Raw genomic sequence first — 20,951 nt, forward strand, 5'->3', positions numbered from 1 at the left:
ATGCTTGCTGATATATGTGCCGCACACCGCGTGGCGACGCTCGATCATCGAGCCGTCGGCTCTCCGCGAGCGACGTGCGCGTCAATGGACGCTGCGCCGGGACGGCGCAGCGTCTCGCAGGGAATTCGACTTACGAATGTCTCAGTGGAAGCGGCTCTTCGCTTCCTCGGCCTTCTGCGATAGGCAGACCTCACCGTTCTTTATCGTGTGGATCGCCGACTTTTCGATGTACTGGTGCTTGCCGTGGGCTGCCGGATCGCTCTTGGAGAGTTTGATCCGATCGCCTTCGACGTGATCGACGGTGCCGACGTGTTTGCCGTCGGAGCCGACGACTTTCATGTGCTCGTGAATATCGGACATATTGACCGCCATCTCTGACCTCCTTCGGTTGGTCTTCTTCCATCTTGCGAACTGGCGGACCAAGAAGTTCGTTCCCGCCGTCGTCGGACGTTCCCGATGACGTGCGCGTGAGCGCGCAAATTTCACCGTCCAGATTTCCGCTGAACGGCGATCGCACAGGGCGCGAGCTGGGCGTCAGTTGAAATGGAAGGGGACGCTGAAGGCGTGTGATTGACCGTCCGGCGGTGCCGGGAAGGGACCGGAACGGCGGACAGCTCCGAGTGCCACCTGATCGAGGCCGGAATTGCCCGACGAGCGGCTGATGCGGGCGTAGGTGAGACCGCCGCTGCCGGACACGCCAAACGAGACGATGACCGTCCCGCCGTTTCCTGATCCGCCGGGCTTGTTGGATGCGACGCGAGCACGCACCAGCGCGGCATAGCTCAATATGTCGCCGCGGCTGGCCGTCGTGCGCGCTGCGCCGCGCGTGTCCTGCTTCTGACCGCGCGAGGCGACTGATGCCCGCTGGTCGCGCTCGGCGCCTTTTGCCTTCTTGGCTTCGCGTGCTTGCTGGGCTGCCTTGCGCTTGCGATCTTTCTCTTCGGCTTCGCGCTTCTCGGCGGCTTCGGCCTCAGCGATCTTGCGTTTGCGCTCGACTTCCTCGGCCTCGCGCTTGCGGGCCGCCTCGCTTTCGGCTTTCAGGCGCTCCTGCTCGCGCTGCCGCCGCTCTCTCTCGGCCTGCTGCCGCGCTTCCTCTTCCATCTGCTTGCGCAACGCAGCTTGCTGCCGTTGCTCCTCGATGACCGCCTCGGGATCGGGCTTTGCTACTGGAAGCTCGGTGGCCTCGGGATGATCGAGCGTCGGCAGTGGCGGCGTGGCCACGGGCGGTTCCGGTGTTGCCTCCGCAGGTGCCGCGTGGGCTGGCGGCTCCGGCGCCGGCGTAGGTGACGGCTGATGCGCTGCGAGCTGCGTCGGTTCAGCGGCAGACGGCGGCTCAGGCTTCTCGATCTGGGTTTCGGGAACGTGCTTGTCCGGGCTCGGCGTTTCTGCTGCCACGGACGCTTGCACGGCGGCGCTTTCGGCCGGCGGCTCGGCCTTGTCGGTCGGCGTGACCTCTTCGAGGACGATGGTCTGCACGGCCTCGACGCTGAGGCTCGGCACCGGCACGTTGGCACGGCCGTAGACGCTCGCCGCGTCCATCATCGCATAGGCAATGCCGCAGTGAAGCGCGAGCGACACTGCGAGCGCGACCACCGCCCGGGTCCGGCGCGCAATCGTGTCGCTCTCGATGCCAGGACGCGTCTGCATGGCCTCATCACATGGCGTATCGCGCGCGCAATGCCTCGAACTTGGCGACCTGATCGGCCTTGAGCTCGCGCTTCTCGTCGCGTCGCACGAAGACCTTGAACATCGCTTCGCCATCGCCATTGAAGAACTGGATCGAGCATGACGGCCGGCCCATGAAGGGGCGCGACAGGAATGCGATGCGCGAGCATGCCTCGGCACGGATGTGGCCGCCGATCGGGCTGTCGCCATGGATATTGTAGTAGCCGCGACCGAATGTGCCGGGCGGAATCGAGCCGGCGCACTCGAGCACGATATCGGGCGTGTGCACGATGAAGAGGATCTCGCCCCAGCTTTCGAGCTCCTTCATCACATCGGCGAAATGCTCGCCACCGACGAGTGTGCGATGCGTCGGTGCCAGCGCCTCGACGACGGACAGCGTGCTCACGCCATACTCGCGAGCGATCCGCTCGACGATGCCGTCGGGGTTCTTGGCGAGCCGCTCGTGCAGCGTCTCGCGTGGAGCTTCGGCGGCGGTCTGGTGGATCGTCTCGCTCATGGTCGTTTCTTCCGTCTTGTAAGTGTGATCGCTTACTACTCGGCTGCGTGCATGATCTTGCTGCCGTCGGCCTTCACTTCCTGGATCACATGAAAGCCCTCGAACTCGGGATGCCCGACGGTGAGCGGCTGCGTGCGCTCGTTGCCGGCGCGGGCGTGCGCTTTGCGGAAGTTCTCGGACTTCGTCCAGGCGAGGAAGTCCTCGTACGTCTCCCAGAGGGTGTGCGACGAATAGAGGTGATAGTCCTCCTTCTCGGGGCCCTTCAGAAGGTGGAACTCGACGAAGCCCTTCATCTCGTGAAGGTAGCTTTCGCGGTTGGCCCAAAGCTGCTCGAACGCCTTCGCCTGATCCTTGACGACGCGGAAGCGGTTCATCGCGATATACATGGTCTCTCCTTGCCTCTTTCGTGCTGAACTCCGAGAAACGAGACGATGGGCGGTAGCACAACCGCCCATCGCCAGTTCGATTTGCAGCGCTGCGCAGGAGCGTACGCTGCCGCATCATTCCACTAGTTGGCGCCGAGCCTGATCGTGACGCCGAGCCGCGCATTGAACCCTGGATCGTTGAGCTGGGTCAGGAAGGGGCGATAGGCGACGTCGAACAGATTGTTGATGTTGAGGTTCAAGGTCGTGCTGTCGCTGACGATGTACTGCCCGAACAGATCGACGATGTTGTAGGCGTCGGACGCGAGTGCTGCGTCTGCCACCCGATGCTGCGAAGCCACGAAACGCACGCGCCCGCCGGCCACCAACTTGTTGTCGAACATGCGGACACCACCCGTGACCACGATCTGGTCGGCAGGAACGGACGAGAGGCCGAGGCCCGTGTCGTCGTCGGTGCCGCGGATGTGGCTGGCGGCGAGACCGATGAACCACGTGCGTGCGTCGTAGGTGGCCTCGAGCTCGACGCCATCGAGCGTCACGGATGTGAAGTTCTGGTACTGGTATGTGCCGAATGGGACCGGATCCGGACTGACGACCCTGAAGCCGATGTAGTCCTGCACCTCGTTGTGGAAGGCGACGAACTTGGCGCGGAAGGCATCGCCCTGGCGGAAGAGGTTGTCGTACTTGAGGTTGACGCCGGCCTCGAGCGTCTGGGCCGTCTCGGGCTTCAGGTTGGGATTCGGCAGCAGCGGGAACGGCGCCGGCAATGGATGGAGGCCATTGATCAACGTCTCAGTGACCGCCGGGGCGCGATAGCCTTCAGCATAAGTGCCGAAGATCTGGAAGCCTTTGACCGGCGTTACGCCGACAGTGATCTTCGGTGACACGCGATCGCCGCTGAGCTTCGTGCCGCCGCCCTCGAGCTCGTAGCTGTCGTAGCGAAGCGCGGAGATGACATCCACCATGCCGAGCTTCAGGTGCCCCTGAACGAACGCGCCCACAACCGAGCGCCGGCCGCTCGGCGTCAGCTCGTCGCCGCCGCCGTTCGGGTCGCTCGTGACGACCTTGTCCTCGAAGCCGTCGACGCCGTACGTGAGGGCGAACGTAGTCCCGCCGCCAAAGTTGAAGCGCGACGTATTGAAGACGTCGAAGCCGGTTGTCACGACATCGAAGCTGCGGCGCGAGCCGATCGGCTCGAAGACCGTGCCTGTGCCGATGCGCGTCTGGGTGAGCAGCGTCGAGTTACGATAGGCCTTTGCGCTGAAGTCGAGCATCGGCGTGTCGTCACGCTTGAACGTGTAGCCCAAGGTGAACTGCAGATTCTCGAGCTCGGACGTGCGCCGCGTGCCGCTGGTGGCGGCCGCCCAGTCCATGAAGTCGGCGTTATAGTTGACGACGGTACCGGTGATCTGATGGCCGATGGCCGGGCGCCAGCGCGCCTTCACCATCCCGGACGTCACATCTTTCTCAGTATCCCGCACCGTGGTCCCGTTGCCGTCCTTGTAGTTGCCGTCCCAGCGGCCGTTGAGCTGACCGACGACATCGAAGGTGGCGGAGCGGGCGGCGCCCGTCACGCTCTCGAGCCAGCCATTGCCGTTGGTCGAGTAGGTGGTGCGGTTGCGGATCGCGGCATACTCGCCGGCGCGCAGGATCGCGTCGGCATCAAGCAGCTCGAAAGCCGCGACGCCGCCGATCGCGCCGGAGCCGTAGATGGTCGCAGTCGGGCCGCGCGTGATGTCGACGCGCTGCAGCATCTCCGGCTCGACGTACATGACGCCGTTCGGCCCATGGCTGCTGCGCTGGAAGTTCTGCCGCGCACCTTCGATCAGCATGTTCACGCGGCCGAAGTCCTGCAGGCCGCGAATGTTGACCGCCACGCCGGGATCGCGAGTCGTGCCATCCGTGCTCACGCCAGGTATTGTCGAGAGCACTTCGGTGATCGAGCTCGGCTGGAACTGCTCGTCCATCTGCTCGCGGCCGATGGTGCTCGATCCCGCCATCGCGTCGATCGCCGACTGCATCGTGCGCGAGAAGGTCACGATGATGCCGTCGAGTTGGATCTCCTGCGCCGACGCCGGTCCGACCGTCGTCGTCGATAGTGCCAAAGTTGATGCCGTTGCGAGCAGCGCCCGCCTCCATAGCGTCGTCATTGCCAACCCCCAATGAACCCCCTGGCCGGAACGAGTCGCGGCCATCTCTTCAAAAGTGCGTGCTTGGTCTGGCTGGCTGACGAGGCTTCGAGAGCTGTCGCGGGCGGGCTCGATGCCGAAAGCGTGCCCGCTGCTTTTCGCGGCGGTTGCCAACGGCCCAAGCAATCTATTTTTCTTGACTGATACAGTCAAGTATAAGATGGCATGAGCAGTGGCGGGATGGAGATGGAAAGTGGCCTCAAAGGCACTAGCAATGGATCGTACAATCAAGCGAGCCAAATGCAAAGCCGCTCGGCCGAACCCGTCATCGCCCACAGCGGCGAGGCCCATCGCCTGAAGGCCGCGGCGAACAGCACGCTCACTTTCAAGAACTGGCAGAAGGCGCGCGCGATGATGCTTTACCGATGCAAGCGATTTTTGCTGGCTGCTGCGGCCGCAATTGCACTCGCTGGCGGACCGACGGCCCAGGCGAAGGAGCCGTCACGCATCCTTTCGATCGGCGGCGCTGTCACTGAGATCCTCTACGAGCTCGGTGCCGGCGATCGGCTCATCGCTGTCGATTCGACCAGTCAGTTCCCGCCCGAAGCACTCAAGACGCACAAGAATGTCGGCTATTTTCGCGCCCTGTCGACCGAAGGCGTACTTTCGGTCGCGCCGGATGCGATCATCGCGAGCGACAAGGCCGGCCCGCCGGAGGTCGTGCGCGCGCTCAAGGCCAGCGGGATCGACTATTTCGAGGTCAACGACGATCCCAATGTCGAGGCACTGACGAAGCGCGTCCGTGCAATCGCTGGCAAGCTCGGACAAGCCGCTGCCGGTGACGCGCTTACTGCCCGCATCGAGAAGGGCTTTGCAGACCTCGCGGAGGCGCGGGGCCGCCTGCCGCGCAACCCGGCCGTCCTGTTCGTGCTCAGTGTGCAGGGTGGGCGTGCCATCGTCGGAGGTGCCGAGACGAGCGCGGACGTCATGCTGCGTCTTGCCGGCGCACGCAACGTGGCGATGAGCCTCAAGGGCTTCAAGCCCGTCTCCGAGGAGGCGATTATCGCCATGGACCCCGAGATCATCGTCGTGATGAGCCGGTCGTCCGGGCCGAGCCTCGCGCAGGAGATACTGTCGGTGCCCGGCATTTCGGCGACGCGCGCCGGCCGCGATCGGCACATGATCGAGATGGACGGTCTTTATATTCTCGGCTTCGGCCCACGCGCGCCGGCGGCAGCGAGCGACCTCATGAGGCAGCTCCAGGCGCCCGCGCAGAGCGCCAGAGCCCGAGGATCGAAGGGATGAACCGCGTCGAGACGCGCATCGATCCGATGGTGCTGGGCGCACCGGTCGCTTCGCTGCCGAAGCCACGCGGTCGGTGGGTTCTGCCGGTTGCAGGCGTCGCGCTCGTCATCGTGGCAATTACCTCGCTTGCCGTCGGCCCGACGGGCATAACGCTCGGTTCGCTGCCGCGTGCGCTGATGGCCGGTATCGGCGGCGATATCACCGATCCGCTGCTGCGCCGCGAGCATCTGGTGCTGTTCGGCATCCGGCTGCCACGGATGCTGCTCGGCGCCTTCGTCGGCAGCGCGCTGGCTGTTGCGGGCGCGATGATGCAAGGCCTTTTTCGCAACCCTCTGGCCGACCCGGGTTTGATCGGCGTTTCCTCGGGGGCGGCGCTTGCCGCGGTCGCGATCATCGCGCTCGGCGCGACGCCGGCACTTGCATGGATGCGCGTGTTTGGCTTCTACGCGCTGCCGGTGGCGGCGTTCGTTGGCGGCCTCGTGACCTCGCTGGTGCTGGTTTGGATCGCCAATCGCGGAGGCGCGCTGTCGGTTGCGACGCTGCTGCTGTCGGGCGTCGCGATTGCGGCCATTGCCGGGGCGCTGACCGGCCTCATGGCTTATGTCAGTGACGATCGCGAGCTGCGCGACCTGACGCTGTGGTCGATGGGCAGCCTCGCCGGCTCGAGCTGGACCAAAGTGACGGCTATTCTGCCGTTCGTCGCGGCTCTGGCGATCGTCACGCCATCGCTCGCGCGCGCGCTCAATGGATTCCTGCTCGGCGAGGCGGAGGCCTACCACCTCGGCATTGCGGTCGAGCGGGTCAAGCTCGTGATCGTAGTGACGACGGCAGCAGCCGTGGGAGCGGCGGTGGCCGTGGCCGGGATCGTCGGCTTCGTGGGACTGGTCGTGCCGCACTTCGTGCGCCTGCTCACGGGGCCCGACCATCGCATGGTGCTGCCCGTCAGCGCAGTGCTCGGCGCGGCACTGGTGGTGGGCGCCGACGTCGTGGCGCGGATCATCGTTGCGCCGGCGGAGCTGCCACTCGGCATCGTGATGGCCGTGATCGGCGGTCCGGTGTTCCTGCATCTTGTCCTGTCGCGCGGCGTCGCGGGGGCAGACTGATGGGCCGGATCGAGCTCAGCGGCGTGACGGTGATGCGCGGTGGACGCACGCTCATTGCGGACGTCGACATGGCGCTCGAGCCGGGCCGCGTGACCGTGCTGATCGGGCCTAACGGTGCCGGCAAATCAACTGCGCTCAAGGTTGCCTCGGGCGTGTGGCGCGCATCCAAGGGAACGGCAGCCCTGGATGGGCGCAACATCGCCGACTTCAGGCCGCGGGAGCTTGCCGAGCGCCGCGCGCTCGTCGCGCAGGGAGCGAGCCTCGGATTTCCTTTCACGGTCGGCGAGGTCGTCATGCTGGGGGCGAGCGTGCCCGGCTTCGGCCTCGATGCGAGCCCTGAGATCGCCGTTGGAGCTCTCGCGACCGTCGGGCTCGCGGGGTTCGAGGCGCGCAATTATCTCGAGCTGTCGGGTGGCGAGCGGCAGCGCGTGCACATTGCTCGCGCGTTGTGTCAATTGCGTGCTGCCCGCCGGCACGGCGCCGAGGGGCAGATCATTTTGCTCGACGAGCCAACCGCGAGCCTCGACCCGGCCCAGCAGACCCAGGTGATGGCGCTATGCCGGGCTCTCGCGACGGCCGGGCTGACCGTGGTGCTGGTCCTGCACGATCTCAATCTGGCGGCGGCGTGGGCCGATGTGCTGGTCGTCCTCGCGAAAGGAAAAGTGCGGGCGGTGGGTTCCCCGCGTGACGTCCTCACGGACGATCTGCTGGCATCCGTCTATGATTGGCCGGCCCGCGTGAACACGCCGCCGCGTGATGGGGAAGTCTTTGTGCTGCCGCATCACGCGCGGGATATGTCGTTTGCGGGCAGCGATGCCGGTCGTGATGTGCGCCGTGGATGATGTCCTCGGCGCGAGCATCCGCTCGCCTGAGATCGCGAGGATCTTCAAGTCACGGTCGATGACGAGCTCCTTGAGGCGTTCGCCTGGGTTCCCGGGCGCCACCGACGGCTTCGGGTGGTGTCGGATGTCCGCCCTCGATGCCGCTCGCCAGACGACCACTTGAAAGGATGAACTCCGCAGCGCTGCGAATGTCGCCTGCGATGGCCGCGCGTGCAACCTCCGGATCGCCGGCCCGCAAGGCGGACAGAAGCGCCTGGTGGCATTTTACAGCATCACCCATCTTGATCCGCTCGGGCGATCCACGAAGATCGAAGTTCAGGATCGGGCCCACGCGCAGCCACAGCCGCTCGATGATGGCCAAAAGCTCCGGTGACTTCGCTGCCCGATAGACGGCGAAGTGGAGCTCCTGATTGGCGGCGACGGCGCGTGCCAGATCGGGCGCGCGCTCGCGGCTGATGGCGCGGAACGTACGCTCTCGCTCGGCGATCGTGGCGAGATCCGAGCGATCGGCACCGTGGCAGGCCATGGCAGCCGCCGCGCCCTCGATCTCGATGCGCACGCGGGTGATGTCGCGAAACTGATCTGCTCGCATGAGCGGCACCGTCACGGCGCGCTTTGGCAGAACCTCGAGCGCACCTTCGGCCGTCAGGCGTGACACGGCTGCGCGCACGGGCATCATGGAGACCCCGAGCGTGTCGGCCACGGCACGCAGCGAGAGCTTGTCGCCGGGTGCGGCACGCCCAGCCATGAGGCGATCGGCCAAAGAACGATATACGCGATCGGCCAGCGTTCCCGCGGCTTCTTCCGATGCGCGCGCGCGTGCAGGGCTGCCCACCGCTATTTCCTCGGCTCCTGGCTGGACAAACGGTTCTCTACCTTGCTAACTGTGATCACAGACTACGGCAAGGCCCGTTCAAGAGGCCAGCCATGGGGAATGAGAAACGCTACGAGGAGGTCGCGCTATGAAGAAGCTCTTTCGTCCTACGCGTCGTGCGCTCATCAAGGGCGCCGGTGCGACGGCTGCAGTTGCGGGCATTTCGGGTTTTCCCGCCATCAGCCGCGCCCAAGCCGATGTGATCCGTATCGGCCACCTGACGCCGCGGACCGGTTTTCTCGGTGTGCTCGGGGACTACGCCGTCATGGCCGCCGATCAGGCAGCCGACGAGATCAATGCCGCGGGCGGCGTGCTCGGGCGCAAGATCGAGCTGCTCAAGGAAGATTCAGTCAACCCGCAGACGGCCTCCACGAAGGCCGAGCGCATGATCGAGCGCGACAAGGTCGCCTGCATCGTCGGTGAGATTTCGTCGGCTTCGTGTCTGACGATTGCGCAGGTCGCGCAGCGCACCAAGAACCTGTTCGTCAACACGGGCGGCAATTCTGATGCGCTGCGTGGTTCGAACTGCAACCGCTACATGTTCCACGTTGAGAGCCAGAACTCGATGTACGTGAAGACGGTCGGGCGCTCGCTGCTGGCCGGCAACATGGTCAAAGGCAAGAAGTGGTACTCGCTGACCGCCGACTACGCCTTCGGGCACGATCTGCTTCGCGTCGCCAAGAGGTTCATGGAGCAGAACGGCGGCCAGTTCGCCGCTGACGAGCTCGTACCGACCGATCTCTCCGATTTCTCGAGCATCCTGACGAAGATCCGGAACAGCAAGCCCGATCTCGTCGTGTCGAACCTCGCCGGCAACCAGATTACGAACTTCCTGAAGCAGTACTCGGAGTTCGGACTGGAGTTCCCGGTCGCCGGCTTCGGTTTTGATACTGCCGTCGCCTGGGGCGCGGGCAAGGGCAATTTCTTCGGCACGTGGCCACTCGTCTGGCACCATCTGATCGATACGGCCGGCTCCAAGAAGTTCGTGGCGGACTTCACGGCCCGCTACAAGAAGCCCCCCGAGAACCAGGCCTGGGGCGACTACATCGCGCTCAAGATCCTCGCGCAGGCCATGAATGATGCGAAGTCCATCGAGGCGGTGCAGATCATCGAGCACCTCGAGAAGGAGCCGAAGTTCGACCTGCTCAAGACGCGGCCCGGCTACTTCCGCAAGTACGACCATCAGCTCATGCACGAGATGTACGCCGTCGAGGCGCTCAAGGCCAACGAGCTGAAAAATCAGTGGGACATCTACCGGCCGAGCGCGCCCGTCCCGGCGCCGAACGAACCGCTCGACGTCATTGCGGCGACGGCCGAAGAGAACGCCTGCAAGATGACCTGAAGCCGTCCCGGTAGTGGATCGGCACTGTAGCATTCCTCGGGGAGCGACGCGTTCCCCGAGGGGCGAGTGTCCCGATCGCGAAGTTCGTCACGATCTGCGCGGCCTCTCGAACGAACTTCGGAATCTGAACCACACTAGGCAGGCTTCAGCGGAGCACGCTCGACGTGACGACAGCTTTGTTCGTGCAGCAGGTGCTGAACGGCCTGCTCGATGGCGTCTACTACCTCCTGATCGCGCTCGGCCTGTCGCTGATCTTCAGCCTTGGCGGGATCGTCAATCTGGCGCACGGCGGCTTCTTCGCGATCGGCGCCTATCTCACCATCACGCTGGCCGAGTACCTCGGCTTCGGTGGCGCTTTCGTCGTCGCGCCGGTCGCCGTTGCCTTGCTCGGCGTGGTGATCGAGCGATTCTTATTCCGGCCCTTCTATCGGGCCGATCCGCTCTTATCGCTTTTGCTTACATTCGGCCTGGCGCTCGTGGCCGAGCAGACCTTGCGCTGGATCTATGGCGCCGCACCGATGTCGTTCGCCATCCCTCAAGGATTGCGCGGCCAGATCTGGATCGGCGATTTCAGCTACTCCTACTACCGCACCATCCTGATCGGCGTTGCGATCCTGTGCGTGGCGGGATTGTGGGTGCTGCTTCACAAGACGGCGTTCGGCCGCGTCGTACGCGCCGGCGTGCAGAACCCGGACATGGTCGGCGCGCTCGGCATATCGCTCGAGCCGTACATGGCGGGCATCGCAGCACTCGGGATCGGTCTCGCCGGGCTCGCGGGCGTACTGCTCGCACCGATCTACGCCGTGCATCCGGCCATGGGGCAGGAGATCATAACGCCCGCCTTCGTCGTGGTCGTGATCGGTGGCCTCGGATCGTTCTGGGGCGTTGTGGTGGCGGCGCTCCTCGTCGGCCTGGTGAAGGGCCTGATGATCGCCTTCGGCTACACGGCATTCTCCACGGCGGCCATCTACCTCATGATGATGCTCGTCCTCCTGTTCCGTCCGCGCGGCCTCTTCGGCGAGCGCATCCAGCGATTCGAGTGAGCGGACCATGCTGCAAGAACGCTCACCTCTGCTGGTCGCAGTTGTTGCGCTCGTCGCGCTACCCTTCGCCCTGAATGCCATCGGCCTCGGCGTGACGTCGGCAACCGAGGTCGTCATCTTCGCCATGGCCTGCATGGCCCTGAACATCCTCGTCGGCTACACGGGCCTGATCTCGTTCGGCCACGGCGCGTGGTTCGGATTCGCAGCCTATGCCGCAGGCATCATCCAGCGCGAGCTCCTGCCAGGCTCGATGCTGCTCCCGATCCTCGGATCGCTGGCGATCGTGGCGATCATCGCCGTTGCATTCGGCTATCTCATTCTGCGGCGGCGCGGCGTGTACTTCGCCCTGCTGACGATGGCGCTCTCGGCCATGATGTACGTCGTCGCCTTCCGCTGGACGGCAGTCACGGGCGGCGAGGATGGGCTCGGCGGCATCGTGAGGCCCGACATCGCCGGCTTCCGTCTCGAAAACAACCCGACCTACTACACGCTCGTCGCAACCATCGGGTTTCTGATCGTCTACGTGCTGTGGCGCTTTCACCGATCGCCGGTTGGCCACGTCCTGATCGCCATCCGCGAGAACGAGCAGCGCGCCCAGTTCATCGGTTACGCGACGAACCGCTACAAGCTCATGGCCTTCACGCTCTCGGCGACGATCACCGGCCTCGCCGGATGTCTGCTGCTCTTCAACAATCGCATGACCTCGGCGGAGCCGATCTCGGTGGCGTTCTCCGGCGAGCTGCTGGCCATGGTGGTCATCGGCGGTATGCGATCGTTCCTCGGGCCGGCGCTCGGTGCGCTGTTCTTCGTCATTTTCCGCGATTACCTGTCGAGCCTCACGGCCAACTGGCAGCTCTGGTTCGGCCTTCTGTTCGTGCTGTTTGTTCTGTTCTCGCCGAGCGGGCTGGTCGGTGTCGCAGAGCGCTTGCTCGCGCCTTTCCGCAAGAAAGTGGTCGAAGCCGCAGCCATGGCCGGCCGCAAAATCGGCGACGCATCGTTGCCGGCCTTTCTGAGGCCCAAGCATACGTTCGAAGGCCCGGTCCTCAAGGTCGATGGCATCGTGAAACATTTCGGCGGCATCAAAGCCGTCGAGGGCGCAAGCTTCTCGGTGCGCGACCGCACGCTGCACGCGCTGATCGGTCCCAATGGAGCGGGCAAAACAACTGCCTTCAATCTCGTATCGGGCATGCTTCCGCCGGATCAAGGTACGGTGCAGCTCGCGGGCACGAACATCTCGGGCTTGCGGCCGGACCAAATCTGCCGGGCGGGCATTGGCCGCTCGTTCCAGATCACCAACCTTTTCCCGACCTTGACGATCGCCGAGAACATTCGGCTTGCGGCCCAAGCACGACATCCGCAGAGCTTCAATGCCTGGACGCCGGCTCGATCAATCGAGCAGATCGAGGCCGAGACCACCGCCCTCATCGCCTATCTCGGGCTGAACGGCATCGAGACTGCCGAGGCCGGCGCGCTCTCCTACGGTGGTCAACGCCTCGTCGACATGGGTCTCGCCCTTGCGACCAAGCCCCGCCTCCTGATGCTGGACGAGCCGCTGGCGGGACTTGCGACGGCCGAGCGCGAGCGCATTGGCGGGCTGGTGAAGGCACTGTCGGCCGACGTTCCGGTCCTTCTCGTGGAGCACGATATCGATCGCGTCTTCCGTCTCGCGGACCACGTGACCGTCATGAACGAGGGCAAAGTCCTGATCGACGGTACCGTCGAGGACGTGCGGACGTCGAAGCGCGTGCAGGAAGTGTACATCGGCTCGGGCGCGGCGCACGTCGCGTCGAAAGAACGCGTAAGTGCGGCGGAAACGAAGACCTTGCTCAAGGTCGAGAGCATCAACACCTTCTACGGCAAGAGCCACATCCTCAATGACGTCTCGCTCGACGTGCGCGAGCACGAGGTGGTGGCTTTGCTTGGACGCAATGGTGCCGGCAAGTCGACGCTGCTCAAATCGCTGGTCGGCATCGCACCACCGGCAACGGGCAGCGTCAAGCTCGATGGCACGGAGATCGCGCGCCTGCCTTCGGCACGCGCCGCGCGCCTCGGCATCGGCTATGTGCCGCAGGGGCGCGGGCTCTTTGCCGGCATGACCGTGGCGCACAATCTCGAGCTTGGGCGCCTCAAGCGCCAGACCGGCACTGGCGTCCGCTGGGACGAGGACCGCATTCTAGAATACTTCCCGCGCATCAAGGACCGCCTGCAGACGCCCGCCGACTTCCTTTCGGGCGGTGAGCAGCAGATGGTCGCCGTGGCGCGCGCACTATCCGGCGATATCCGTGTGCTTCTGCTCGATGAGCCGTTCGAAGGACTTGCGCCTGCCGTGGTGGAGCAGCTCTTCGAGAGTTTTGATCGACTGCGCAAGGAGGTCGCGATCATCATCGTTGATCACCACCTGGACCTCGCACTCGCGCTTTCCGACCGCACGGTGGCGCTCGAGCGCGGTCAGGTGCAATGGACGGGAGATTCCAAAGCTCTCCGCGATGATCTCGAACTCCGGCGCAAGGTTCTTTGGCTCTGAAGCGTGCCTGCCCGGCTTCGAGGGAAACGGTGAAGCGCGCACGCCCGATGGCAACGAGCTGACGGGTACCAAAGCGGCGGGAGACTGCTTAAAGGTATGCGGCCTGCACCGTATCTGAGCTGCGCAGCTCGGCGGCCGTTCCCGCGAGCGTGATGCTTCCGGTCTCCATGACGTATCCGCTCTGGGCCACATCGAGCGCCAGATTGACATTCTGCTCGATGACGACGATGGACGTGCCTTCTGCACTGATCCTTCGCACGATATCGAAAATTTCCTCGACGATCCGAGGAGCGAGGCCGAGCGAGGGCTCATCCAGCAAGAGATACGAAGGGCGGGACATCAAGGCCCGGGCAATAGCCAGCATCTGCTGCTCGCCGCCCGACAGCGTGCGCGCGGGCTGGCGGACGCGCTCGCGCAAACGCGGGAACACATCAAGCAGGCGCTCGAAGTCCTCGCGCATGTCTGCCTGGCCGCGCCGCAAATAGCCGCCAAGGAGCAGGTTGTCGGCCACGCTCATCGACTTGAAAAGCTCTCTTTGCTCGGCGACGAGCGCAACGCCGCTCTTGAGAGTTCGGTCCGCGGACTCGTTGGTAAGAGGCTTTCCATCGAGCTCTATTGTGCCCGACGAGCGTCCTATCAGGCCGACGATCGCCTTCAACAGCGTCGACTTGCCGGCACCATTCGCGCCGAGGATGGCCACGACAGATCCTGCGGGCACATCGAGGTCGATCCCGTTCAGGACATTCTTGTGACCGTAGCCGGCGCTGAGATCACGAATGCGAAGCATGGGCCGCCTTCTCGCCGAGATAAGCCTTGATGACCTCTGGTGAACTGCGGACCTCTTGCGGCGAGCCTTCCGCGATCTTGCGTCCGAAGTTCAGCACCGTGATGTGATCCGAAATGGCCATAACGAGCGCCATGACATGGTCGATGACGAGGATCGTCAGTCCCAGGTTGGCACGCAGATCGAGCAGTATGCTATTCAACTCGTCGATTTCGGCTGACCGCAATCCTGCGGCAGGCTCGTCGAGAAGCAGCAGGCGAGGGCGCGTAGCGAGTGCACGGGCGATCTCGAGGCGGCGCTGCTTTCCGAACGGCAATGCTGCAGCTTCGACATCCGTATCATTGCCGAGGCCGACCAGCTCCAGAAGACGGCGAGCCTCGGCGCGGATGGCCTGCTCGGTGCGCCAATAGGCCGGGCCATGCATGGCGCTGCTGAGGTAGCTGCCGCACATATGTCTGTCCGCGCCGATCATCACGTTCTCGAGCGCGGACATCTCACCAAACAGCTCGGTGTTCTGAAAAGTTCTCGCAATGCCCAGGCGGGAGATTGCGTGCGGCGCGCGCCCATCGATGCGCGCGCCGTCATAGTCGACGCGGCCGCTCGTTGCGCCATAGATGCCCGTGGCGACGTTGATGAGCGTGCTCTTTCCCGCGCCATTCGGGCCGATCACCGCTTGTATGGATCGTGGCGCTATGTCGAGTGAGACGTCGTCGAGCGCGACCAGGCCCCCAAAGCGCACCGTCAGGTTCTGAATGGTGAGCAGCGCAGAGGTCATGCGGCACCTCTTTGCTGCTTCCCACCGACGATGCGCAGCAGATCGGATGCCAAGCTCACCAAGCCGTTCGGCCTCAGCACGATGAACACAAGCAGCAGCAGTGCGAAGACGAGGCCGAGGTAGGTCTGGAATGCCTGCAGGAACTCGGGAACGAGCACGAAGACAGCGCTTCCAACTATGGCGCCGAGCGGGGACTGCATGCCGCCGACGACCGCAACTGCAAGGTAATAGACGGCTTGTGTAATGCCGAACTGGGATGGGTCGAGGTAGGTCGACAAAAGACCCAGCAATCCGCCGCCGATCGCGCCAAGAAAGCCGCTGGCTGCAAATGCGGCGGACTTGTGCGCAAGAACGTCGATGCCCATGGCGGCGGCGGCAGTCTCGCTCTGACGAATGGCGGCGAAGGCACGCCCCACTGGCGAATGGATCAGATTGTGAACGGCGAGGAACAGCACGCCCACGACAGGAAGAACGACGTAGTAAAGCGTCCCGCCGCTAGCGAACGTTTTCCCTGAGATCTCGAGCGTCGGCATCTGCATGCCGACGGCGCCGCCGGTCACCGCATCCGAATGAATGAAGGCGAGCTGAACGATCGCCGTGAACGCCATCGTCGCCAGTGCCAGATAGTGCCCCGAGACGCGCAATGTGAGCTGTCCCAGTGCATAACCGACGGCTCCCACAACGACAGCGGTGATCATGATGCCGGCCCAGACAGGCACACCATAACGCGCGGCGAGAATGGCCGGTCCATAACCGCCAAGGCCGACGAAGGCGGCCTGAGCCAGGGAAATTTGGCCAGCGATCCCGGTGACGACCACGATGCCGAGAACGACAAGCGCCGTCGCAGCGATCAAACACACCTGAAAGAGTTGAAACTCGGCGAGGAAGTGCGGCGCGGCGAAGAAAATCACCAGGACGACGGCACCAAAGAGAAGCCGTACGGTCATCGCTTTACACCTTCTTCAGCGTCAGCTCGCCGAACAGACCCTGCGGCCGCACGAGTATGACGGCAATCAGGATCGCATAGCTGATCATGTCCTTGAGGGCGCTCGACACGTACGTCCCAGCCAGGGCTTCGAGGATTCCGAGCGCGATGCCGCCGGCTACCGCACCTGGCAGGCTGTTGAAGCCACCGAGCACGGCCGCCGTGAAGCCTTTGATGCCGATGAGGCCCATGTCTGGGGACAAGGTCAAAAGCGGTGCGACCAGGATACCAGCAACTGTCGCGAGGACGGAGGCGAGGATCCAGATCAAGAGGAACACCGTCGAAACGTGCACGCCGACCAGACTTGCGCCGGTGCTGTTCTCACAGGCTGCGAGGATTGCCTTCCCGTAGATCGTGCGATCGAAGATCAGGTAGAGCGCAACGAGCACGGCAATGGCGACGCCGACGATCGCAAGATTGGCAGGCACGATGAGAACGCCACCGACCGGGACCGATGTGGATGAAAGCAGGAACGGGAAGGGCCAGGCATTCGGCCCCATGTAGCTGCGCAGAAACTCTCGCAGCACCGTGCCAAGCGCGAGACTTGCGATAATGCGCGCAAGCAATGAGGCGTTCCTGAGCGGCCACATGAAGGCCAGATAGATGATGGCGCCGAGCAGGACAGAAGCGACCAACGCTCCCGCGACCGCGACGTCGAAGCGGAGGCCGATGAACGCCTGGCCGATCAGAACGAGATACGCACCGAAGGTGACTTGATCACCATAGCCGAAATGCACGACGCCCGTGCCCTTGTGAATGAGCACGAAGCCGAGCGCGATCAGCGCATAGACCGCTCCCGCCGTGATCGAGCTGACAAGGACTTGGGCGAGCATGGGGCCTCAGAGCGCAGCGATGGCTTTGATTTCGATCAGCGCGCCCTCGCGTACGAGCCCGCTGACGACGACGCCGGTCGCCGCCGGCCATGGTGGCCCCTTGAAGAGCTCCCGGCGGACCTGGGCGGTTTTCTTGTAGTCCTCCAGCGAGAGGACGTAGTCCGTGGTCTCGACGATATTGGCGAGGCTGCCACCGACGCTTTCGAGAATGACGGCGAATTTCTCGAAGATGTATCGGGTCTGCCCGGCGATATCGCCCGGTGCCACGATGTTGCCGTTTGCGTCGCCCGCGGTGCTGCCGGACAGGAAGACGAGGTTGCCCACCCGCACGGCCGGCGAGAACGTCATGCGCTCGGGCCAATTGGGATTGGGGATGATCGGTTCATAAACGGCCATTGGGCTCCTCCTCAGTCGCGCTCTCGAAGCATGAAGCGTTGGATCTTGCCGGTCTCGGTCTTGGGCAGGCTTGCCACGTACACGATCTCTCGCGGGTACTGATAGCGGCCGAGCGTATCGCGCACGAGCTCGACCAGCTCTTTTGAAAGGCTGTCAGAGCCTGAGAAACCGGGGCGCAGGACAATCCACGCCTTGACGATCTCTCCGCGCAACTCGTCGGGCTTGCCGACGACAGCGGCCTCGGCCACCGCAGGATGTCTCAGCAGCGCGCTTTCCACCTCGAAGGGACCAATGCGATAGCCGGCGCTCTTGATCATGTCGCCCGCACGCCCCTCGAACCAGAAGTAGCCGTCATGATCGCGCCGCGCCAGATCGCCCGTCACGATCCAGCCATTGCGCATCAGGTCCTGCGACGCTGCGGGATCTTCCCAATAGCTCAGCCAATAGCGGTTGTTTGCCGTGGACCTGCTTGCGAGCAGCCCGATTGCGCCGCTCTGCAGGGTATTGCCGGCCTCATCGACGATTGCCATTTGGTAGCCCGGCGATGGCAAGCCCATCGAGCCCGCCTTCACCTCCATGTCGAGCGCATTGTAATTGCCGATAGGCAGAGCGAGCTCCGTCGCGCCGAAGTGATCCATTGGCGTGATGTCCCATGCGTTCCGGAAGAACTCGACGACTTTGGCGTTCAACGGCTCTCCGCAACTCGAGATGGCCCGCAGCCGTGAGCGCGACGGCCGCACCTGCTCCTCTCCGAGGGCCATCAAGCCGCGCAGAAGTGTTGGTGTCGTCGCGAGGTTCGTGACGCCGTAGCGCTCGAGAATGGAGAGGCTAAGCTCCGGCGTCGGGTTCGGCTGAAGAGAAACGAGCGTCGCGCCGCGCGCGAGCGCGCCCAGGTAGCAGACGAATCCATAGCCCCAGCCAGGATCTCCTGTCGGCCAGAGCACATCTTCCTCGCTCAAGTCGAGGCCGTAGATGATGTACGGCCATACGGCAGCGAGGAAATTGACGGCGATGGCGCCGCCTTTGGGTTGTCCGGTGGAACCTGACGTATAGATCAACGCAGCGATTTCTTCGCGGTCGCGGAGCGGCGGTTCGAATGTCGCGTCCTCCCGCGAGATCAGCTCGCTGTAGTCGAGATCGTCGGAGACGGGAGCGCTGTCTACGTGAACACAGACGACCGTCGTATCGACACCTGCGGGAATCTGATCGCGCACAAGCTCATGCGTGACGACGACGCGCGCCTTGCTGTGCTTGAGACGAAACCTGATGGCGTCCGGACCAAAGCCGGTGAACATCGGAACATAGATGGCGCCGGCCTTCAGAGCGCCAATGATCACCACCAGCGTCTCGGGCACGCGCGGCATGAGCCCGGCCACGCGGTCGCCAGGCTTTACGCCGAGGCGCCGCAGCGCCGCGGCAAAACGATTGCTCGCTTCCGAGAGGTCGCGATAGCTGAGCCTCTGCTCCCGGCCATCGCTGCCGATCCAGATCAGGGCCGTACGATTGCTGTCGGCATGGCGATCGACGATCGCCTCGCCGATTGAAACGCGAGCGGCGTCGCCCCATCCGAGCGCCGCGCGCACGTCTCGCCAGTCGAAGGCCGCAGCGGCTTCCGTGTAGGACTTACGCGCCACGCTCGACGCCCTCTGCATCTTCCGGTTGGCACCGAAGCAAATAGGCGTGCTCGCCATCGAGGACGACCTCGTCATCGCCTTTCACGAGCGTCACCCTCATGCGAACCAGCGCCATATTGCGATTTGCCCTGCGTTCGATGGCGATGATCTCGAACCGGCTCGATACCGTGTCGCCGACAAAAACCGGCTTCATGAAGCGGCACTTCTGCTCCGCGAAGGCGACCATTGCGTCCTGCAGGCGGCGCGACATGGCGGTTGCTCCCATGGCCGTCATCGCCATCAAGAGCAGGCCGTGCGCGAGCCGCTTGCCGAAGCGCGTCTTGGCTGCGAACGCGTCATCATAGTGGATGGGATGATCATCCCCGGTGAGGCGGGCAAAGGCTGAGAACGCATCGTCGCCAATGACCCGATCCTCACCGCGGAAGGTCTGTCCAATCACCAGATCATCGGCAAAGAGCTGGTGCTCGGCGCCGCTCATTTGCTGGCACTCTTGTCCTGAACCACCGCAGGAAGGAGCTTGCGGCTGAGGTCGCTCTGCACTTCCACGATCCTCGCAGCAACATTCCCTTCACGACGCTCCGCGGAGAAGGTCGTCGGCAGCGTCAGGCCGGTCTGGAAATCCTTGAGGCCTTCGAGCGCCTTGATGAAGCTCTCCTGGGTCGGCTTGTCGCCCGCGCGCTTCAGCGCATCGACAAAGGCGAGCCCACCGCCATAGGCAAGGACGTCACCAAGGTCCGGACGGCCCTGGCGCGCAAGATCCGGGAAGCGCTTCTCGAAAGCTGCGCGGAATTTCACGGCCGCGGGATCGTTACCCTCGGGCAGCACCTGCAGCGTGACGATGTTCTGCGTGCCCGCTGCGGCCTCGCCGACGATCTCCGGATACTTCCGGCTGCCCGCCGAGTTGGCACCCATGATCTTGGCTTTCAGCCCGAGCTGCTTGGCCTGGCGCGTGATGATCGCCGAGGGATTTGGATAGCCGTAGATGATCAGGACGTCCGGCTCGGCCTTGATCGTGCGCGTGAGCTGGGCGGTGAAGTCGGTGTCTGTAAGATTGAAGACCTCCTCGTTGGCAAGAGCGACATTGAGCTCCTTCAGGCGAGCGACGACGGCCTCGCCGCCCCGCTTGCCATACTCGTCGGTCTGGCGGATCAGCGAGATCTTCTTCGCCTTGAGATGCTCGATCACATAGTCCGCGATCGCGATGCCCTGCTGCCGATCATTCATCGGGCCGGTGCGGAAGACCGTGCGGATGGGCGGCTCCGTAACCGCAGGTGTCGAGAAGACCGAGATGAATACGGGCGTTTTGCTCGCCTTGAAACTCGGGATCAGCGCTTGGCCGACGGCGCTCGCGCCCGGGCCGAAGATCGCGAAGACCTTCTCCTGATCGACGAGCCTCTTGAACGCTGCAATGCCTTTTGGCGGAGAGGACTCATCATCGAGTGAGACCCACTCGATCTGACGACCATTGATGCCGCCTGCCGCGTTGGCCTCCTCGAAGGCGATTGTCGCGCCGGCGAGATTGCCCGTGCCGAAGATCGCGAGCGGCCCGGTGAGGCTGCCAAGTATTCCGATCTTTATGGACTTGTCGCTCACCCCAGGCTCTTGCGCGCTGAGGGGGGCTGCGCTGAGCGCCACCGCAGCTAGTGCGCTGGCTATGGCCGTTTTGAAACTCGACATCCTCCACACCTTCCCTTTTTCGAGACCGCACACACTAAGAATGCTCATGCGACTTGCATTTCCGAAAATCGGAAACTATTACTGATTTTCGACAATCGTATTGAGCGCGAGGGCTGCCTGTCAATGGCAGATCTCGCGCA

General features: G+C 63.9%; 20 protein-coding genes. 6 read left to right on the forward strand and 14 right to left on the reverse strand.

Translation table 11 applies throughout. The annotated features are described in order from the left end of the window. Nucleotides 1-141 precede the first annotated feature (141 nt). The 5 genes from CS1BSM3_RS17145 to CS1BSM3_RS17165 all read right to left on the reverse strand — a co-directional run bounded on the left by CS1BSM3_RS17145 (nucleotide 142) and on the right by CS1BSM3_RS17165 (nucleotide 4,715). Nucleotides 142-372 (reverse strand): DUF2171 domain-containing protein, encoded by a 231-nt coding sequence (locus CS1BSM3_RS17145; protein WP_072388938.1) that lies wholly within the window; start codon nucleotides 370-372, stop codon nucleotides 142-144. A gap of 162 nt (nucleotides 373-534) precedes the next feature. Next, entirely contained in the window at nucleotides 535-1,647 is a 1,113-nt protein-coding gene (gene tolA / locus CS1BSM3_RS17150; RefSeq protein WP_072388940.1) for a cell envelope integrity protein TolA, read from the reverse strand. 7 nt (nucleotides 1,648-1,654) lie between these two features. Continuing rightward, complete coding sequence (gene hutX / locus CS1BSM3_RS17155) at nucleotides 1,655-2,182, reverse strand: heme utilization cystosolic carrier protein HutX (protein WP_072388942.1); 528 nt, start codon at nucleotides 2,180-2,182, stop codon at nucleotides 1,655-1,657. 35 nt (nucleotides 2,183-2,217) lie between these two features. Further along, nucleotides 2,218-2,568 carry an antibiotic biosynthesis monooxygenase family protein gene (locus CS1BSM3_RS17160; RefSeq protein ID WP_072388944.1) on the reverse strand — a complete coding sequence of 117 codons (351 nt, stop codon included), beginning with the start codon at nucleotides 2,566-2,568 and terminating at the stop codon, nucleotides 2,218-2,220. A gap of 122 nt (nucleotides 2,569-2,690) precedes the next feature. Continuing rightward, nucleotides 2,691-4,715 carry a TonB-dependent hemoglobin/transferrin/lactoferrin family receptor gene (locus tag CS1BSM3_RS17165; RefSeq protein WP_072388946.1) on the reverse strand — a complete coding sequence of 675 codons (2,025 nt, stop codon included), beginning with the start codon at nucleotides 4,713-4,715 and terminating at the stop codon, nucleotides 2,691-2,693. 279 nt (nucleotides 4,716-4,994) lie between these two features. Between CS1BSM3_RS17165 and CS1BSM3_RS17170 the strand changes: the two genes are divergently transcribed. From CS1BSM3_RS17170 to CS1BSM3_RS17180, 3 genes are read left to right on the forward strand one after another with little or no spacing between them, the layout of a single operon-like run. Further along, nucleotides 4,995-5,999, forward strand: a complete 1,005-nt coding sequence (locus tag CS1BSM3_RS17170) for a heme/hemin ABC transporter substrate-binding protein (RefSeq protein ID WP_174263714.1) — start codon at nucleotides 4,995-4,997, stop codon at nucleotides 5,997-5,999. Further along, nucleotides 5,996-7,102, forward strand: a complete 1,107-nt coding sequence (locus CS1BSM3_RS17175) for a FecCD family ABC transporter permease (protein ID WP_072388948.1) — start codon at nucleotides 5,996-5,998, stop codon at nucleotides 7,100-7,102. Before CS1BSM3_RS17170 ends, CS1BSM3_RS17175 begins: the two co-directional genes overlap by 4 nt. Continuing rightward, complete coding sequence (locus tag CS1BSM3_RS17180) at nucleotides 7,102-7,944, forward strand: heme ABC transporter ATP-binding protein (RefSeq protein WP_072388950.1); 843 nt, start codon at nucleotides 7,102-7,104, stop codon at nucleotides 7,942-7,944. Before CS1BSM3_RS17175 ends, CS1BSM3_RS17180 begins: the two co-directional genes overlap by 1 nt. Before the next feature lie 49 nt (nucleotides 7,945-7,993). On the opposite strand, the gene CS1BSM3_RS17185 is transcribed toward CS1BSM3_RS17180, so the two are convergent. Continuing rightward, nucleotides 7,994-8,779, reverse strand: a complete 786-nt coding sequence (locus CS1BSM3_RS17185) for a GntR family transcriptional regulator (protein ID WP_072388952.1) — start codon at nucleotides 8,777-8,779, stop codon at nucleotides 7,994-7,996. A gap of 127 nt (nucleotides 8,780-8,906) precedes the next feature. Here CS1BSM3_RS17185 and CS1BSM3_RS17190 point away from each other — a divergent pair, with 127 nt between their 5' ends. The 3 genes from CS1BSM3_RS17190 (at nucleotide 8,907) to CS1BSM3_RS17200 (ending at nucleotide 13,727) form a co-directional block, all read left to right on the forward strand. Continuing rightward, the gene (locus CS1BSM3_RS17190) at nucleotides 8,907-10,160 is read left to right on the forward strand and encodes an ABC transporter substrate-binding protein (RefSeq protein ID WP_072388954.1); all 1,254 of its coding nucleotides are present in this window, start codon (nucleotides 8,907-8,909) and stop codon (nucleotides 10,158-10,160) included. A 164-nt stretch (nucleotides 10,161-10,324) separates the two neighbouring features. Further along, nucleotides 10,325-11,203, forward strand: coding sequence for a branched-chain amino acid ABC transporter permease (locus CS1BSM3_RS17195; RefSeq protein ID WP_072388956.1), 879 nt, complete (start codon nucleotides 10,325-10,327; stop codon nucleotides 11,201-11,203). Nucleotides 11,204-11,210: 7 nt separating this feature from the next. Further along, nucleotides 11,211-13,727 carry a branched-chain amino acid ABC transporter ATP-binding protein/permease gene (locus CS1BSM3_RS17200; RefSeq protein WP_072388958.1) on the forward strand — a complete coding sequence of 839 codons (2,517 nt, stop codon included), beginning with the start codon at nucleotides 11,211-11,213 and terminating at the stop codon, nucleotides 13,725-13,727. Between the two features lie 88 nt (nucleotides 13,728-13,815). Here CS1BSM3_RS17200 and CS1BSM3_RS17205 read toward each other — a convergent pair whose 3' ends face one another. Genes CS1BSM3_RS17205 through CS1BSM3_RS17240 form a run of 8 tightly spaced genes read right to left on the reverse strand, consistent with a single transcriptional unit; the run spans nucleotide 13,816 to nucleotide 20,811 of the window. Further along, on the reverse strand, nucleotides 13,816-14,514 hold the full coding sequence (locus CS1BSM3_RS17205) for an ABC transporter ATP-binding protein (protein ID WP_072388959.1): 699 nt from the start codon (nucleotides 14,512-14,514) through the stop codon (nucleotides 13,816-13,818). Further along, nucleotides 14,498-15,286, reverse strand: coding sequence for an ABC transporter ATP-binding protein (locus CS1BSM3_RS17210; protein ID WP_072388961.1), 789 nt, complete (start codon nucleotides 15,284-15,286; stop codon nucleotides 14,498-14,500). The genes CS1BSM3_RS17205 and CS1BSM3_RS17210 overlap by 17 nt, the downstream gene beginning before the upstream one ends. After that, nucleotides 15,283-16,233 (reverse strand): branched-chain amino acid ABC transporter permease, encoded by a 951-nt coding sequence (locus CS1BSM3_RS17215; protein WP_072388963.1) that lies wholly within the window; start codon nucleotides 16,231-16,233, stop codon nucleotides 15,283-15,285. The genes CS1BSM3_RS17210 and CS1BSM3_RS17215 overlap by 4 nt, the downstream gene beginning before the upstream one ends. A 4-nt stretch (nucleotides 16,234-16,237) precedes the next feature. Continuing rightward, nucleotides 16,238-17,104 carry a branched-chain amino acid ABC transporter permease gene (locus CS1BSM3_RS17220; protein WP_072388965.1) on the reverse strand — a complete coding sequence of 289 codons (867 nt, stop codon included), beginning with the start codon at nucleotides 17,102-17,104 and terminating at the stop codon, nucleotides 16,238-16,240. Between the two features lie 6 nt (nucleotides 17,105-17,110). Then, nucleotides 17,111-17,500 (reverse strand): RidA family protein, encoded by a 390-nt coding sequence (locus tag CS1BSM3_RS17225; protein ID WP_072388967.1) that lies wholly within the window; start codon nucleotides 17,498-17,500, stop codon nucleotides 17,111-17,113. An 11-nt stretch (nucleotides 17,501-17,511) separates the two neighbouring features. Next, nucleotides 17,512-19,134 (reverse strand): acyl-CoA synthetase, encoded by a 1,623-nt coding sequence (locus CS1BSM3_RS17230; protein ID WP_210188799.1) that lies wholly within the window; start codon nucleotides 19,132-19,134, stop codon nucleotides 17,512-17,514. After that, the gene (locus CS1BSM3_RS17235) at nucleotides 19,124-19,612 is read right to left on the reverse strand and encodes a MaoC family dehydratase (RefSeq protein ID WP_072388971.1); all 489 of its coding nucleotides are present in this window, start codon (nucleotides 19,610-19,612) and stop codon (nucleotides 19,124-19,126) included. Before CS1BSM3_RS17235 ends, CS1BSM3_RS17230 begins: the two co-directional genes overlap by 11 nt. Further along, nucleotides 19,609-20,811, reverse strand: coding sequence for an ABC transporter substrate-binding protein (locus CS1BSM3_RS17240; RefSeq protein ID WP_072388973.1), 1,203 nt, complete (start codon nucleotides 20,809-20,811; stop codon nucleotides 19,609-19,611). The genes CS1BSM3_RS17235 and CS1BSM3_RS17240 overlap by 4 nt, the downstream gene beginning before the upstream one ends. Nucleotides 20,812-20,951 lie beyond the last annotated feature (140 nt).

The sequence above is a fragment of the Hyphomicrobium sp. CS1BSMeth3 genome (genome assembly GCF_900117415.1).
Classification (GTDB): domain Bacteria; phylum Pseudomonadota; class Alphaproteobacteria; order Rhizobiales; family Hyphomicrobiaceae.

What these genes read in the sequence shown, in the direction of transcription:
- CS1BSM3_RS17175 (WP_072388948.1), top strand. Translation starts at nt 5,996, where the DNA reads ATGAACCGCGTCGAGACGCGCATCGATCCGATGGTGCTGGGCGCACCG.
- CS1BSM3_RS17210 (WP_072388961.1), bottom strand. Translation starts at nt 15,286, where the DNA reads ATGACCTCTGCGCTGCTCACCATTCAGAACCTGACGGTGCGCTTTGGG.
- CS1BSM3_RS17235 (WP_072388971.1), bottom strand. Translation starts at nt 19,612, where the DNA reads ATGAGCGGCGCCGAGCACCAGCTCTTTGCCGATGATCTGGTGATTGGA.
- CS1BSM3_RS17215 (WP_072388963.1), bottom strand. Translation starts at nt 16,233, where the DNA reads ATGACCGTACGGCTTCTCTTTGGTGCCGTCGTCCTGGTGATTTTCTTC.
- CS1BSM3_RS17160 (WP_072388944.1), bottom strand. Translation starts at nt 2,568, where the DNA reads ATGTATATCGCGATGAACCGCTTCCGCGTCGTCAAGGATCAGGCGAAG.
- CS1BSM3_RS17205 (WP_072388959.1), bottom strand. Translation starts at nt 14,514, where the DNA reads ATGCTTCGCATTCGTGATCTCAGCGCCGGCTACGGTCACAAGAATGTC.
- CS1BSM3_RS17240 (WP_072388973.1), bottom strand. Translation starts at nt 20,811, where the DNA reads ATGTCGAGTTTCAAAACGGCCATAGCCAGCGCACTAGCTGCGGTGGCG.
- CS1BSM3_RS17190 (WP_072388954.1), top strand. Translation starts at nt 8,907, where the DNA reads ATGAAGAAGCTCTTTCGTCCTACGCGTCGTGCGCTCATCAAGGGCGCC.
- hutX (WP_072388942.1), bottom strand. Translation starts at nt 2,182, where the DNA reads ATGAGCGAGACGATCCACCAGACCGCCGCCGAAGCTCCACGCGAGACG.
- CS1BSM3_RS17220 (WP_072388965.1), bottom strand. Translation starts at nt 17,104, where the DNA reads ATGCTCGCCCAAGTCCTTGTCAGCTCGATCACGGCGGGAGCGGTCTAT.
- CS1BSM3_RS17180 (WP_072388950.1), top strand. Translation starts at nt 7,102, where the DNA reads ATGGGCCGGATCGAGCTCAGCGGCGTGACGGTGATGCGCGGTGGACGC.
- CS1BSM3_RS17225 (WP_072388967.1), bottom strand. Translation starts at nt 17,500, where the DNA reads ATGGCCGTTTATGAACCGATCATCCCCAATCCCAATTGGCCCGAGCGC.
- CS1BSM3_RS17170 (WP_174263714.1), top strand. Translation starts at nt 4,995, where the DNA reads ATGCAAAGCCGCTCGGCCGAACCCGTCATCGCCCACAGCGGCGAGGCC.
- CS1BSM3_RS17200 (WP_072388958.1), top strand. Translation starts at nt 11,211, where the DNA reads ATGCTGCAAGAACGCTCACCTCTGCTGGTCGCAGTTGTTGCGCTCGTC.
- CS1BSM3_RS17145 (WP_072388938.1), bottom strand. Translation starts at nt 372, where the DNA reads ATGGCGGTCAATATGTCCGATATTCACGAGCACATGAAAGTCGTCGGC.
- tolA (WP_072388940.1), bottom strand. Translation starts at nt 1,647, where the DNA reads ATGCAGACGCGTCCTGGCATCGAGAGCGACACGATTGCGCGCCGGACC.
- CS1BSM3_RS17165 (WP_072388946.1), bottom strand. Translation starts at nt 4,715, where the DNA reads ATGACGACGCTATGGAGGCGGGCGCTGCTCGCAACGGCATCAACTTTG.